Consider the following 13,901-nt stretch of genomic DNA (forward strand, 5'->3'; position numbering starts at 1 on the left):
GGAGGATCTTCGTCCACCTCAAGGGTTCCTCGGAGGTCCCTCGTCGGTCGTCGGCGCGGGGCGGCCGTCCGTCGTGGCGGCGCGTAGGCGGCGGCGCGCCGCATAGCCCGCGAGACCGACCGCCAGCAGCAGGGTGCCACCGTCGAACAGCGGCGTGACCCAGAAGTCCGCGCCGAGCTGTTGGATGCCGGCCAGGCCGATCGCCAGCACCGCGACGGCGACGAGGGTTCCCGCGGCGTTGGCGCGGCCCGGCCTGATGGCGGTCGAGCCGAGGAGCGCGCCGACGAAGGCGGGGAGCAGGTAGTCCATGCCCACGCTCGGGTTGCCCAGCTCCTGCTGTGCCGCCAGGAGGACTCCGGCGAGGCCCACTACCAGGCCGGAGGCGGTGAAGGCGTAGACGCCGTAACGGCGGGTGGGGATACCGACCAGGTCGGCGGCGCGCGGGTTGGAGCCGATGACGTAGAGGTACCGGCCGAGCGGCAGACGCTCCAGCAGCAGCCAGAGCACAACGGCCAGTGCCAGGACGTAGAAGGCGGGGAGGGGCAGGCCGAGGAACGTGGCGTCGTAGAGGTCGGTGAACGCGGGCGGCAGGCCCGCCGGGCCGGGGACGATCCGAGCGCCCCCGGTGATCCAGCCGGTGACCCCGTACATCACCGTGCCGGTGCCGAGGGTGGCGATGAAGGAGTTGATGCGGGCGAACTCGACCAGCAGGCCGTTGCAGACGCCGGCGACCCCGCCGCCGGCGATGACGGCCAGGCAGGCCGCCGGCCAGGGCCAGCCGTCGGCCACCATCAGGTGCAGGACCATCACGTGGGCGAGGCCGAGGCCGTACCCGATGGACAGGTCGAACCGGCCGGTGGCGATGGGGACCGTCGCGCCGAGCGCGAGGATCGCCGGCACCGACTGGTCGGAGAGGATGGAGGAGATGTTGTCCAGCGTCGGGAACGTGCCCGGGAGGGCGAGGGAGAAGACGAGGAACAGCAGGGCGGTCAGGAACAGCAGGCCGTACGCGCCGATGACGTGGCCGCGGGCACGGGCCGGGCGCCACCGTGGCGGGCGGGACGGTCCGCGCGGGGACCGCGGGACGGCGCCGGTCATCGCTCCGTCGCCGTCCCGGTGATGCCCGGCATGGCCGACGCCGTGCGGGTGAGTTCCGGGACCGTGAGGGCCGCGCCGGTCAGCTCCGCCGCCACGGTCCCGCGGACGAACACCAGGGCGCGGTGACACACGTCGGCGACCTCCTCGAAGTCCGTGGAGCACAGCAGCACCGCCGCCCCGGCGGCCAGCGCCTCATCGAGCAGGCGGTGGACCGCCGCCTTGGCGCCGACGTCGATGCCGGCGGTCGGCTCCTCGAGGATCAGCAGGCGCCGCCCGAGCCCGAGCCACCGGCCCACCATGACCTTCTGCTGGTTGCCGCCGGACAGGGTGTCGATACGGGCCTCGGTGTCGCGGGGACGCACCCCGTACCGGTCGAGCAGGGACAGGGCCGTGGCGCGCTCGCGTCGCGGGCCGATCCAGCGGGGCGCGCGGGGGCCTTGCGCCCGGGGGTTGGCCAGGAGGTTCTCGCGGACGGTGAGGTCGTGCAGGCAGCCCTCCTCCTGCCGGTCGTCGGTGACGAAACCGACCCCGGCAGCGACGGCGTCGGCGACCGTCCGCGGGTGGTGGGGGCGGCCGTCCAGCAGGACCCGTCCGCTGGTGATCGTCCCCGAGCCGGCGAGCGCCCGCCCCAGAGCCATGTGACCGGCGCCGGTCAGGCCGACCATGCCCAGCAGCTCACCGGACCGCAGCCGCAGGCTGACCGGCCCCGCAGTCTCGGTGCGGACGTCCTCCAGGCGGAGCACGACCGGTCCGGGGGCGGGAGCCGTCGTGGGCCGGGGGTCGGCCCGTCCGGAGGCAGGAGCCGTCGTGGGCGGGTGGACGACCGGTCCGGGGGCGGGAGCCGTCGTGGGCCGGGGGGCCACCACCGGGCCATGGCCCACGATGTCGTGAACCAGCCGGGCCGGGGGATGGTCCGCGAGGCGGCCCCGGCTGACGACACGGCCGTCGCGCAGTACGGCGAAGCGGTCGGCGACCTGGTACACCTCGTCGAGCCGGTGGCTGACGTACACGATGCCGTGGCCGCGGTCGCGCAGGGCGTGCAGTACGTCGAACAGGTGCGCGCAGTCCGTCGCGGGCAGGCTCGCCGTGGGCTCGTCGAGCACGATCAGCGGGGCTCGGGTGGCGAGCGCGCGGGCGATCGCGACCAGTGAACGCTCGGCCCGGCCGAGGTCGGCGACCCGGGCGTCCGGGTCCAGGTGGCCGGCGACGATCTCCAGGGCCTCCACGCACCGCTCCCGCACACGGCGGAAGGAGATCAGGCCCAGGCGGCGTGGGTAACCGGTGCCCAGGGCGATGTTCTCCGCGACGGTCATCCACCCGACGAGCCCGAGGTCCTGATGGATGAAGGACATGGCACGCGCGGCGGCCTGCGTGGCGAGCGGGTGTCCGGCCACCGTCACCTCTCCCTCGTCGGCGCGGTGCACCTGGGCGAGCACCTTGATGAGGGTGGACTTGCCGGCGCCGTTGGGACCCAGCAGTGCGAGGACGCTGCCCCGGTGGACGTCCAGGTCCACCGAGTCCAGCGCGAGCGTGCCGCCGAACCGCTTGCCGAGCCCCCGGATGCGCAGGAGGGGCTCGGCACCGCTGTCGTTCGCGGCGAAGTCCGGGACGTCATGCGAGGCCAGCGAGGTCCCCCCAGTCCATGTCCGTCGGCGTCGCCTCCGGCAGAGCGCCGGACGCCGCCTGGAGTGCGCACTCCGCCCAGATGATCTTGCCCTCGGCGGTGTAGCGGGTGCCCCAGGACTGGGCGAGCTGCGCCACGAGGAACAGGCCCCGGCCGCCCTCGTCGCAGGTGGCCGCGTGGCGCAGGTGCGGCGCTGTGCTGCTGGTGTCCGCGACCTCGCAGATCAGGGTGCGGTCGTGGATCAGGCGTACGTGGATGGGACCGCTGCCGTAGCGGACGGCGTTGGTGACCAGTTCGCTCAGCAGCAGTTCCGCGGTGAACGACACCTCGTCCAGGCCCCAGTCGGCCAGGCGGCGGCCGACGGCGGCTCGGACGTCCTTGACGCGGGCCGGGTCGGCGGGCACCGACCAGTCGGCGACCCGGCCGGGGTCCAGGGCGTGGGTGCGGGCGACCAGCAGCGCGATGTCGTCGTCGGGGTGTTCCGGCGCCACAGCGGCGAGGATCGCCCGGCAGGTGTCGTCCGGTGCCCGGTCCGGGTGGGCGAGCGCCCGGCGCAGCAGCTCGAAGGAGGTGTCCAGGTCCCGCCCGCGGTCCTCGACGAGTCCGTCGGTGTACATGATGAGTTCGCTGCCCTCGGGGAGGGGGATCTCGGTGGACTCGAACGGCAGGCCGCCGAGGCCCAGGGGAGGCCCGGCGGGCAGGTCGGGGAAGGTCACGCTGCCGTCGGGCTGCACCAGCGCGGGCGGCAGATGACCGGCGCGCGCCACCGTGGCCCGCTGCGAGGTGGGGTCGTAGACGGCGTACAGGCAGGTCGCGCCGATGATGCCGGTGGTGCTGCAGGCCGTCTCGTCCCGGTCCATGCGCCCCACCAGGTTGTCGAGGTGGGTGAGGACCTCGTCGGGGGAGAGGTCGAGTTCGGCGTAGTTGCGCGCGGCCGTGCGCAGCCGGCCCATGGTGACCGCGGCGTGCAGGCCGTGACCCACCACGTCGCCGACGACCAGCGCGACCCGGGTGCCGGAGAGGGGGATGACGTCGAACCAGTCCCCGCCGACCTCCCACTCGGCGGGCTGGTAGCGGTGCGCGATCTCGACGGCGCTCTGCTCCGGCAGCCGGTTCGGCAGCAGGCTGCGCTGCAGCGCCAGGACCATGGTGTGCTCGCGGGTGTAGCGGCGGGCGTTGTCGATGCAGATCGCTGCGCGTGTGGCGAGTTCCTGGGCCAGGGAGCGGTCGTCGTCGTCGAAGGGCGAGGGGGACTCGCAACGGTAGAAGCTGGCGATGCCCAGGACGACCCCGCGAGCGAGCAGCGGGGCGGCGATCAGCGAGTGGACGCCCATGGAGACCAGTCGTTCGGTGTGCGCCGGCTCCTGGGAGATCCAGCCGGTGGAGACCCTCAGATCGGGTACCAGCACGGCGTGCTCGCGGTCCAGGCACCGGGACTGCGGCGTCGCGGGGCGCGGGTCGATCCGCTCGCCGACCGGGTAGAAGGGGAGGCCGCCACGGGTGCCGTGCATCACCGCGCGCACCATGCCGGTGCGTGGGTCGGCCGCCTCCTCGCCGCGCAGGACGGCCTCGGGCAGGTCGATGGCGACGTGGTCCGCGAGACGCGGTACGGCCATCTCGGCGAGCTCGAGGGCCGTGCGGCGCACGTCCAGCGTGGTGCCGATACGGGCGCTCGCCTCGGAGAGCAGCTCCAGGCGGCGGCGCGCCGCGACGGCGTAGGTTCCCACGCCGGGCTCCCCGACGAGGACCAGCGGGCCGTCGACCGTCGTCGGGACGGGTGCGCTGCGGCCGCGCTGCTCACGGGGCTGCTCGGGCGTACGGACCGTGATGGGCGGGGCCGTGGTCACCTGGCGGGACGGCACACCGAGAAGGTGCCGGGGCACCGGAATGACGGACGTGTCCGGCGGGGCGAGGTCGCGCGGTTCGCCGGGGTGGCAGGGCAGGGTGAGCAGTGGCTGCGGCCCGTCGTCGTGCAGGACCGCCTCGACGGCGACGCCCTCCGTGCCGCCGGGGCCGGTCACCACCTGGCTCAGCAGGGTGAGCCGCCGGCCGTCGCAGAGGGCCACCTCGACCGCGCCGCGCCGGGCGGCGGAGATCAGCTCGGCGGCCTTCTCCTTGACGATCATCCGGTCGCGCCCGTTGAGCCCGCTCAGGGCCTGCTCGTCCACGCCGATCCGCGCGGCGTCGAGCAGCCGCGCGCCGACCGTGGCGCCGCGCCGGGCATCGAGGTACGCCTGGAGCAGGTCACGCTCGCGCGCCGAACTCTGTTCCAGCAGCCGGCGCTCGATCGCGTGGGCGGCCTGGACGATGAGGGTGTCCATGACCGGGCCGGCGTCGGTGCGGGGGCACCCGAAGGACAGGACGCCCTCGATGCGTCCGCTGAGCAGATCCCGGATCGGGATGGCCGAACAGGCGTTGCCCTGCGACCGCTCGGCGAAGTGCTCCGCGCCGTACAGTCGGCACAGCCGCCGCTCCGCGAGGGCGAGGCCGATGCCGTTCGTGCCCGCGACGTGCTCGGCGAACACGAACCCCGGGACGACCTGGAACGGCGGCAGCCTGCGCGCCAGCGACGGTTGCCCGAAGCGGCGCGTGAGCACCGTTCCCTCCCCGTCGGCAAGCCCGATGTTCACCCGGCTGCCGGCGAACCGGTTCTGCAGCCAGTCGAGCACCGGGTCGGCCGCACGGACGAGTCGTACGTCCGTGTCGACGTCCGGCCGGTAGGGAAGCTCGGCCTGGTCGGGGGAGAGGCCCAGCAGCACGGAGCGCTGCCAGGAGTTGCGGATCATGCTCCGTACGCAGCTGTCCACGGTCCCGCCTTGCAGGAACCGCTCGCGAACCGGGGCGAGGTCGATGCCGTCGTCCACGACCATGTGCATCACTCCCCTCGCCGGCTCGCCGCTGGGCTGCCCCGTCGCCTCGTTGGGGGAACGGTCGGATGCCGTAGGCAATTTTAGAACTTATCTTGGCAAAAGAGACGAATCGCTTATTTCCGTCACACCGTCGTCGAGGAGATCGGTCTGCCCCTGGATGTCCGCTTGATGTCCGCGTCGGCATCACCCTCGATGTCCGCGATGCGTGCAGGCCTTCCCGTCTCCACCGACCGTATGGCCGCGAGCGCGATCGTCAGGGCGGCGCGGGTTCGGAGCGGCCCGGTCGCATGTCGCGGCCGTCGCCGCCGCCGAACTGCCCGCGCCGTCGGCCTCGGGCGAGGTCCGAGACCTCACCCCCGCGGTGACGCGGCAACTCGACGAGGCCGTTCGGCGGGTCATGCGGGAGGCGCACGTGCCGGCGTGACCGTGGGGCTGTGGACGCCCCACCAGGGCAGCTACGTACGGTCGTTCGGCGTCGCCGACCGGAGCAGCGGGCGGCGGATGTCGCCGGACCTGTACCTGCGGATCGGCAGCGAGACCAAGACGTTCACCGTGACCGCGAGGTCGAGGACGCCACCGACCGGAACCCCTCCTGGGCATGGGCGGCCGGCGCGATGATCTCCGATCTGCGGGACCTGCGGGTGTGGGCGCGGACGGTGGCCACCGGCATGCTCCCGGGCGGAGGCACCCTGATCAGCCCGGCCCTGCAGAAGCAACGGCTCACCACACCCCCGACCCCCGTCCCGGGTGCCGGATACGGCCTGGGCGTCTTCGATGTCCACGGCTGGATCGGGCACAACGGTTCCCTCCCGGGCTACGAGTCCCTCACCGCCTGCCTCCCGTCGGCGCGGACGACCCTCGTGGTGCTGCTGAACACCGACGTCGGCCATGCCGGCCAGGAACCCAGCACGCTCTTCGGCGAAGCGGTCACGAAGCTCGTCACGCCCGGGCACGTCTTCGGCCTGCCCGCCCAACCGGCAGGCAGATGAGGACGGCGACCCTGGCCCCAAGCCGGTAGTTCGACAACGGTCCCGCCTCGCGCATGAGGCGGGACCCAAACGTCCGCACGTCCGCACGCACGTCCACGTCCGCACGCCCGTATGTTCGAGCGTCCGTACGTCGCCACGTCTGCGCCGCGCAGGACCCCGCGCCTGCCGTGCGCCGTCGTGTGCGGCCCGTGCTCCGGTGGCTCACCGTCGCCGGTCGTCCCACGGGACGTCTCCCGTATCCCTGGCACAACGGGACGGAATCCCCGGCCGTCGGCACGGAAACGCTGGGCGACATGAGATCACGCAGACCGTGATCGGCATCGTCAGCACGGAGGTTCCCATGATTCGCCGGACACTGCAGAGCGGCCTGGTGGCCGCGGTCGCGATGTTCGCGCTGGTGCCCACGGCCGCCGTCGCCGCCGACGGCGGCCGGCCCAGCCCGGCGCCGGTCGTGCGGACGGTTCCGCACCGCCCGCACATCCTGCTCCCCGCCCCGGCCCGGCACATCCAGGCCCGGCACCGCGCGCACCGCTCCACACGGTGCTCCCACCCCGCCCGCCACCCCCGGCACGTCACCCGCGTGGTCCACCACCGGCGCCCCGTCCGCCTCGTGGGACACGTCGCCACGCGCCACGTCAGGCTGAACGTCCGCTCCGGTCCCGGCTTCCGCTACCGCGTCGTCGGTCACGCGAACGTCAACGGCCGCCTCGTACTGGTCTGCAAGAAGAACGGCTCGTACGTCTTCGGTGACCGGCGCTGGTACAGGCTCTCGGGCAACCGGGGCTACGTCTCCGCCCACTACGTCCGCACGCGGGGCGCCCTGCCCTGGTGCTGACACCGCGACCGCTCTCCCCTCCAAGGGACGGCCTGCCCGGTCACGCACGTGACCGGGCAGGCCGTCGGTGTGCTCCGTCCCGGCGGCTGCCGTCGCCCATTTCTCATACCGGTCCCGATGTGTGGCGGTACCGCGCCCCCGGGAACACATCTCGACAACAAGGGCGAACCACCCAAATAGGATTAGGTGTTGAGGGACAGGTCATGCGACACCCCCAAGGATCCAGACCGTGAAGACCGGCGCGGCACGGACGGCGGCGCCCTGCGGCCCCTCGGCCGCACCGCCCGCACAGACGGACGAGGCGTTCGTGACCACGTTGCGCGGCCTGAAGGAGCGCACCGGTCTCAGCCTCGCGGCCCTCGCCGCGCGCACCCCGTACAGCAAGTCCGCCTGGCACCGCTATCTCACCGGCGCCCAACGACCCCCTCGCTCGGCGGTCGAGGCGCTCGCCGAACTCGCCGGGGCCGACTCCGCTCCCGTGCTGACCCTGTGGGAGGCGGCCGACCGCCCTCCGCCCGCGGACACGCCGCCGCACGACGGCCCCGCGCCGCGGACCGCCCGGCCGCGCCGGCTGCAGCTGTCGGCGGTCGCCCTGATCGTCGCGGTCACCGCGGTGGCCGTCGCCCTCCTCGCCTCCGACCGCTCCGGTGCGCCGGGCGGACGGCTCGCCGCGGCCTCGCCCCGGTGCCGGGGTGACGCCTGTCAGGGGCGGTTGCCCGACGTGTCCGCCTGTGACCGGGACGCGCAGACCAAGAGCAAGGTCCGCGACGCCTCCTATGCGGTGCGCCTCGAGTACTCTCCGACCTGCGGCACCGCCTGGGCCGAGGTCGACGCGGACGCCTCCGACGCCCGCGTCATCTCCGTCCGCAAGGGGCGGGACGTGCTCTCCGCGGCGTATCCGGGCGACGGTTCCGGCGGCTCGGCGAGTCCCATGCTCGCCGTGACGTCGCCCGACGACGTGGAGGCGTGCGCCAAGGTGGACGGCAAGCTGGCGTGCACCGGCCTGGACGCCGAACCCGCCGAGGAGCACTGACCGTATGCCCGAGCCGGTCGCCGCCCCGGGGAATGTGCGGTCTGAACACTCTGCCCCTGCCGGAGGTCCTACATGTTGTAGGGTTTGGCTCGTCCGTCCGCCGGTCGGTATCGGCCGGCCCGTTGTGCGCCGATCGGGGGATCTGTGTGGGAGTCCGAGGAGCCGTCACCGGCGGGCGGCCCGATCTTCGAACGGATGGTGGACAGGGCCCTCGGCCATCCGGGGGTCGCGGCGGCGATCGGCGCCACCGGCGCGGGGCCGGTGCGCGAGCAGTTGCGCGCGCGGGCGCTGGAGGCGTGCGACCGCCTCGCCTGGATCGCCGCCGACGAGTACCACCACTACCTCGCGCTGCGGGCCGCGGCCGCCGGACGTGACAGGCCGGAGGGGGACGGCGACGATCGTATGCAAAGAAGACTGCTGCCGGTGCTCGCGGTCCTGGTGCCGAGCCTCGGAGCCGCGGCCACGGGAGTGTTCCTGCTGTGCGGCTTCGGACTGCGGGCCTTCGCCGCGCGCCCGCACATCGGCGACGGGCTCGTGATGTCCGGGGTGATCGCCGCCGTCGTGACGGCGGGAGCGGCCCTCGGGGACCTCGCCTGGCTCCTGGCGGCCCGCGCCCGGAACCGTCGCGACGAGGGCGAGGACCCCACGGACCGCGATCCCCGGGTGCGGCGGGCCCGCGAGGCCTGGGAGCGCGCCCTGCTGGAGCGGGCGATCGTGCCGTTCCTGCTCGAACACGCGGACCTCGAACGCGGCGGTCTCGAGCACACCGAGGAGCGAGCCCCATAGGCAGACCCGTAGACTTTCAGGGGTTCCCGTGCGGGGGAACCTGTCGCCCCCGGCGGCCGTCCCGCCCCGGCCCTTCCGGGTTCGCGGGAACGGGATCGTCCTTGCCGGACTCCTACCCTAGGAAAAGCCGCCGTTACCCCTACGAAATGTAGGGTCGATGTGAGTGCTTCCGTCCACGCCGGTCGCTCCGGCCTCTTACTCGTCAAGGTGAGTCATCGCGGTGCCCCCACAGCAGCAAGCAGAGATCGTCCAGCAACGCGCCCGGCGCCCGCAGGGCGCGGCGGGGGAGGGCCCGTCCCTGCCCGCGCGCCTGGGCCCCGGGGCGGCCGTCGCCACGGTCTGGTACCTGCGACTGATGGCCCTGCTGAACATCGTGGCCGTCCTCTCGCTGCCCTTCCGTGAGGAGGTGCACGAGCACAACGGCGGTCAGTTCTTCACCCCGTACCTGGCCACCGCCGGACTGGTCTCGGCGGTCCTCGCCCTGTTCCTGGCCATGGTCATGCGGCGCCGCAAGCGCGCGGCCTGGATCGCGAACCTCCTGCTCGCCGGCCCGCTGCTCGCGCTCTACGCGGCCGCTCTGACCCAGCACCAGTACAACCGGCACGTCTTCAACTGGATCTCCGCCCTGCTCACCGGTCTCTTCGTGGCCGCGCTGCTGCTCGGCCGCAGGGAGTTCCGGGCCGTGGGCGACCGCTCCAACCCCAAGCTCGCGCTGATCGTCGCCGCCGTCGGCATCGTCGTCAGCGGCGGCATCGGCACCCTGCTGGTGGACGCCACCAACAAGGCGCACAGCGAAGCCTCGGCCTCCCTCGCGGACAAGATCGTGTATGCGTTGCTGCGCGGCGTCAGCGTCGGACCGCTCGCCGACCACATCGAGCACGTGCACGCCCCCCGCTGGGTGGACATCACCATCAACGTCCTGACCGCGGCGACCTTCCTTCTCGTCCTGTACGCCTGCTTCCGCGCGCCCCGCGGCCGTGAGCTCCTCGGCGAGGAGGACGAGCGACGGCTGCGCGAACTGCTCGCCAAGCAGGGCGAGCGGGACTCCCTCGGCTACTTCGCGCTGCGCCGCGACAAGGCGGTGATCTGGTCCCCGAGCGGCAAGGCCGCCATTGCCTACCGGGTGGTCGGCGGTGTCACCCTCGCCTCCGGCGACCCGATCGGCGACCCCGAGGCCTGGCCCGGCGCCATCGAGGAGTGGCTGGAGGAGGCCCGTCGGCACGCCTGGACGCCCGCCGTCATGGGCGCGAGTGAAGAGGCCGGCACGATCTACGCCCGGCACGGTCTGGACGCCCTCGAACTGGGCGACGAGGCGATCGTGGAGGTCGCCGAATTCAGCCTCGAGGGGCGTGCGATGCGGGTCGTGCGGCAGGCGCACAACCGGGTACGGCGCGCCGGATACACCGTGACCATCCGCCGTCACGGGGACATCCCCGAGTCCGAGATGGCCGAGCTGATCGAGAAGGCCGACCACTGGCGCGACGGCGCCACCGAGCGCGGCTTCTCCATGGCCCTCGGCCGCCTCGGCGACCCCGCCGACGGGTGCTGCATGATGCTGGAGTGCCGCGACAGCGAGGGCGAGCCGCGGGCCCTGCTCAGCTTCGTCCCCTGGGGCGAGCAGGGCCTCTCCCTCGACCTGATGCGCCGCGACCGCGACTGCGAGAACGGCCTGATGGAGTTCATGGTCATCGAGCTGCTGCTGCGCGCCCGCGACCTCGGCATCGAGCGGGTGTCGCTCAACTTCGCCATGTTCCGCGCCGTCTTCGAACGCGGCTCCCGCCTCGGCGCCGGTCCGGTCCTGCGGCTGTGGCGCTCGGTGCTGACGTTCTTCTCCCGCTGGTGGCAGATCGAGTCCCTGTACCGGGCCAACGCCAAGTACCGGCCGGTCTGGGAGCCCCGCTTCCTGCTGTTCGAGAACACCCGCGACATACCCCGCATCGGTATCGCCAGCGCACAGGCCGAGGGGTTCCTGACCGTGCCGAGCCTGCCGGCCCTCTTCCGCCGCCGGCACGTCCCGGCCGCCGGGGGACGGCCGAAACCGGCGTACGGCAGCGGCCGGTGACGGCGGAAGGTCATTGAGCGGCAAAGTCCCGGGTCCGCGGTGAGACACCGCGCCCGGGACTTCGTATGAGTGGGGAGGGGGAAGTCCCCCGCGCCGCCCGCCCCCTTCCGGAGGTACCCCGCCCGTGACCGTCGTCAAAGCACCCCCGGCCCCGGTCGACCGGGGTCACCACGACGAGGAGCCTTCGCAGGGCTGGCAGTTCAACTCCTCCCTGGGCCTGACCCTGCTGCTGCTCGTGCTGGTCGTCGGGCAGGGCCCGATCCGCCGGGCGCTGGGCGCCCCGGTGATGCAGAGCTGGATGACCGTGTTCCTCGCGGTGGTCGTCCAGGCGCTGCCCTTCCTCGTGCTCGGCGTACTGCTGTCGGCGGCCCTCGCGGTGTTCGTCCCGCCGTCGTTCTTCGCCCGCGCGCTGCCGAAGCGGCCCGCCCTCGCGGTGCCCGTCGCCGGGGTGGCCGGGGCGATCCTGCCCGGCTGCGAATGCGCCTCGGTGCCGGTCGCCGGGGCGCTGGTACGCCGGGGGGTGACGCCCGCGGCGGCGCTGGCGTTCCTGCTGTCCGCGCCCGCGATCAACCCGATCGTGCTGACCGCCACCGCCGTGGCCTTCCCCCGTGACCCGGAGATGGTCCTCGCCCGGTTCCTGGCGAGCCTGCTCGTCGCGTGCGCGATGGGCTGGCTGTGGCAGCGACTCGGCCGCACCGACTGGCTGCGGCCGCCGGCCCGGGCGTCGTACGAAGGGCAGAGCAAGGGGGCGGCGTTCTGGGGGTCCGTACGGCACGACGTGATGCACGCCGGGGGCTTCCTGGTCGTCGGCGCCATGGCCGCGGCGACCCTCAAGGCCGTGGCACCGGCGAGCTGGCTGCGGACGGCGGCCGACAACCCGGTGGTGGCGGTCCTCGCGCTCTCCGTGCTCGCGGTGCTGCTGTCGATCTGCTCCGAGGCGGACGCGTTCGTCGCGGCCTCGCTGTCGCAGTTCTCGCTGACCGCGCGGCTGGCGTTCCTGGTGGTCGGGCCGATGATCGATCTGAAGCTGTTCGCGATGCAGGCCGGGACCTTCGGCCGCTCCTTCGCACTGCGGTTCGCGCCCGCCACCTTCACGCTGGCGGTCCTGGTGTCGGTCCTGACCGGGGCGGTGCTGCTGTGAACCGACAGGCGCAAGCGGCCGTCCTGTTCCTGGTCGGCGGGGCACTGCTGCACGCCGGGACCACCAACCTGTACCTGCGCTACGTCAAGGCGGGCCTGCAGCCGCTGCTGCTCGCGGCCGGCGCCGTCCTGATCGTGGCGGCAGGCGCCACCTTCTGGTACGAGTCGCGCCGCGCGCGGGCGGCCCGGAAGCACCCCGGCGGCGGCGCGGCACACGACCAGCTTGACGAACACACCGACGGCCACGGCCATGGCCACGCCCACCGCGAGCCGCGGATCTCCTGGCTCCTCGTGCTCCCCCTGTTCGCGCTCATCCTGGTCGCCCCGCCCGCGCTCGGCTCCTACAGCGCCGTGCGCTCCGGTACGGCCCTCCAGCAGCCGCTGGCCTATCCGCCCCTGCCGTCCGGCGACCCGGTCAGGCTCGGCCTGGTGGACTACGCGGGCCGCGCGGCGTACGGCCACGGACGCTCCCTCGGCGGCCGGAAGGTGGAGATCGCCGGGTTCGTCGCCCTGGACCGCGCAGGGACGCCCTACCTGGTCCGCATGGCCCTCAACTGCTGCGCCGCCGACGCCCAGCCGGTCAAGATCGGCCTGACCGGCAAGCTGCCGCCCGTCCTGCAGCCGGACTCCTGGCTCGACGTCACCGGCACCTACACCGCCAAGCACAGCAAGGACCCCGTCAACGGCGGGATCATCCCCTACCTCGACGTCATACGGGCGAAGCCCGTCGCGACACCCGGCGACCCGTACGACGAGAGCTGGAACAGCTGAGCGCGGTCCGGCGCCTTGGCACCGTCAGGCGCCGGACACCCGGACCCCGTCCAGGGCCACGGTCAGGACCCGGTCCCGCTGGGCGTCGTCCAGGAAGTTCGTCGCCGTGATGCCGGCGACCATCCGCAGCAGGTCGTCGAAGGTCATGTCCGTGCGCGCCTCGCCGGCCTGCTGCGCGCGCTCGAAGAGCGGGCCGCCCGCCCGGTACATGGACTCCCGGCAGGCCAGGAAGATCTCCGACTCGTCGTCCATCGCCTCGCGGATCGCGCGCTTGGTCACCGTGTAGTCCACGAACCGGCGCAGCCACGAGGTGAGCGCCTCCCACGGCTCACGGTCCGCGACCTCCTGCGCCACCCGGCACAGGTCGTTCACCTCGCCCGCGTAGACGCTCTCGAAGAGGTGGCGGCGGGTGGGGAAGTTGCGGTACAGCGTGCCGATCCCGACGCCCGCGCGGCGCGCGATGTCCTCCAGGGACGCCTCCGCGCCGTGCTCCGCGAAAGCCTCGCGTGCGGCGGCGATCAGGGCGTCGTAGTTGCGGGCGGCGTCCTTACGGTGCGGCCGCTGGGACGCCACGATCTCACTGACGGGGAACGGCGGAGTCGTCACTGCTGCCTCCCGAGGCCGGCCGGTTGAAGCGGAGGGGTCCCTCCGTTACAGTGGAGGCACACCTCCACTTTACCAGTCGGGGTGTGT

Annotated in this window: 10 protein-coding genes and 1 pseudogene; 7 read left to right on the forward strand and 4 right to left on the reverse strand. The window is 73.2% G+C overall.

Annotated elements, in window-relative coordinates; genetic code table 11:
• Positions 1-18 precede the first annotated feature (18 nt).
• The 3 genes from ACZ7L1_RS24565 to ACZ7L1_RS24575 are packed head-to-tail and all read right to left on the reverse strand — an operon-like array spanning position 19 to position 5,598.
• The gene (locus ACZ7L1_RS24565; protein ID WP_471440153.1) at positions 19-1,098 is read right to left on the reverse strand and encodes an ABC transporter permease; all 1,080 of its coding nucleotides are present in this window, start codon (positions 1,096-1,098) and stop codon (positions 19-21) included.
• Positions 1,095-2,723 carry a sugar ABC transporter ATP-binding protein gene (locus ACZ7L1_RS24570; protein ID WP_471440195.1) on the reverse strand — a complete coding sequence of 543 codons (1,629 nt, stop codon included), beginning with the start codon at positions 2,721-2,723 and terminating at the stop codon, positions 1,095-1,097. The genes ACZ7L1_RS24565 and ACZ7L1_RS24570 overlap by 4 nt, the downstream gene beginning before the upstream one ends.
• Entirely contained in the window at positions 2,710-5,598 is a 2,889-nt protein-coding gene (locus tag ACZ7L1_RS24575; protein ID WP_471440196.1) for a SpoIIE family protein phosphatase, read from the reverse strand. Before ACZ7L1_RS24575 ends, ACZ7L1_RS24570 begins: the two co-directional genes overlap by 14 nt.
• A gap of 199 nt (positions 5,599-5,797) precedes the next feature.
• Between ACZ7L1_RS24575 and ACZ7L1_RS24580 the strand changes: the two are divergent.
• The 7 genes and pseudogenes from ACZ7L1_RS24580 to ACZ7L1_RS24610 all read left to right on the forward strand — a co-directional run bounded on the left by ACZ7L1_RS24580 (position 5,798) and on the right by ACZ7L1_RS24610 (position 13,208).
• Positions 5,798-6,581 (forward strand): annotated as a pseudogene (locus ACZ7L1_RS24580) (serine hydrolase).
• Positions 6,582-6,921: 340 nt separating this feature from the next.
• Complete coding sequence (locus ACZ7L1_RS24585; RefSeq protein WP_471440155.1) at positions 6,922-7,416, forward strand: SH3 domain-containing protein; 495 nt, start codon at positions 6,922-6,924, stop codon at positions 7,414-7,416.
• Between the two features lie 229 nt (positions 7,417-7,645).
• Complete coding sequence (locus ACZ7L1_RS24590) at positions 7,646-8,449, forward strand: helix-turn-helix domain-containing protein (protein ID WP_471440157.1); 804 nt, start codon at positions 7,646-7,648, stop codon at positions 8,447-8,449.
• 195 nt (positions 8,450-8,644) lie between these two features.
• Positions 8,645-9,235 carry a hypothetical protein gene (locus tag ACZ7L1_RS24595; RefSeq protein WP_471440159.1) on the forward strand — a complete coding sequence of 197 codons (591 nt, stop codon included), beginning with the start codon at positions 8,645-8,647 and terminating at the stop codon, positions 9,233-9,235.
• Between the two features lie 220 nt (positions 9,236-9,455).
• Entirely contained in the window at positions 9,456-11,297 is a 1,842-nt protein-coding gene (locus ACZ7L1_RS24600; RefSeq protein WP_471440161.1) for a phosphatidylglycerol lysyltransferase domain-containing protein, read from the forward strand.
• Between the two features lie 124 nt (positions 11,298-11,421).
• Positions 11,422-12,438 (forward strand): permease, encoded by a 1,017-nt coding sequence (locus tag ACZ7L1_RS24605; protein ID WP_471440163.1) that lies wholly within the window; start codon positions 11,422-11,424, stop codon positions 12,436-12,438.
• Positions 12,435-13,208, forward strand: coding sequence for a TIGR03943 family putative permease subunit (locus ACZ7L1_RS24610; RefSeq protein ID WP_471440164.1), 774 nt, complete (start codon positions 12,435-12,437; stop codon positions 13,206-13,208). The genes ACZ7L1_RS24605 and ACZ7L1_RS24610 overlap by 4 nt, the downstream gene beginning before the upstream one ends.
• Positions 13,209-13,232: 24 nt before the next feature.
• Here ACZ7L1_RS24610 and ACZ7L1_RS24615 read toward each other — a convergent pair whose 3' ends face one another.
• The gene (locus ACZ7L1_RS24615) at positions 13,233-13,814 is read right to left on the reverse strand and encodes a TetR/AcrR family transcriptional regulator (RefSeq protein WP_471440166.1); all 582 of its coding nucleotides are present in this window, start codon (positions 13,812-13,814) and stop codon (positions 13,233-13,235) included.
• Positions 13,815-13,901 lie beyond the last annotated feature (87 nt).

Source organism: Streptomyces sp. NPDC107546 (assembly GCF_055639175.1).

Coding starts and splice junctions, on each gene's coding strand:
- ACZ7L1_RS24565 (WP_471440153.1), bottom strand. CDS start 1,098: ATGACCGGCGCCGTCCCGCGGTCCCCGCGCGGACCGTCCCGCCCGCCA.
- ACZ7L1_RS24575 (WP_471440196.1), bottom strand. CDS start 5,598: ATGCACATGGTCGTGGACGACGGCATCGACCTCGCCCCGGTTCGCGAG.
- ACZ7L1_RS24585 (WP_471440155.1), top strand. CDS start 6,922: ATGATTCGCCGGACACTGCAGAGCGGCCTGGTGGCCGCGGTCGCGATG.
- ACZ7L1_RS24595 (WP_471440159.1), top strand. CDS start 8,645: ATGGTGGACAGGGCCCTCGGCCATCCGGGGGTCGCGGCGGCGATCGGC.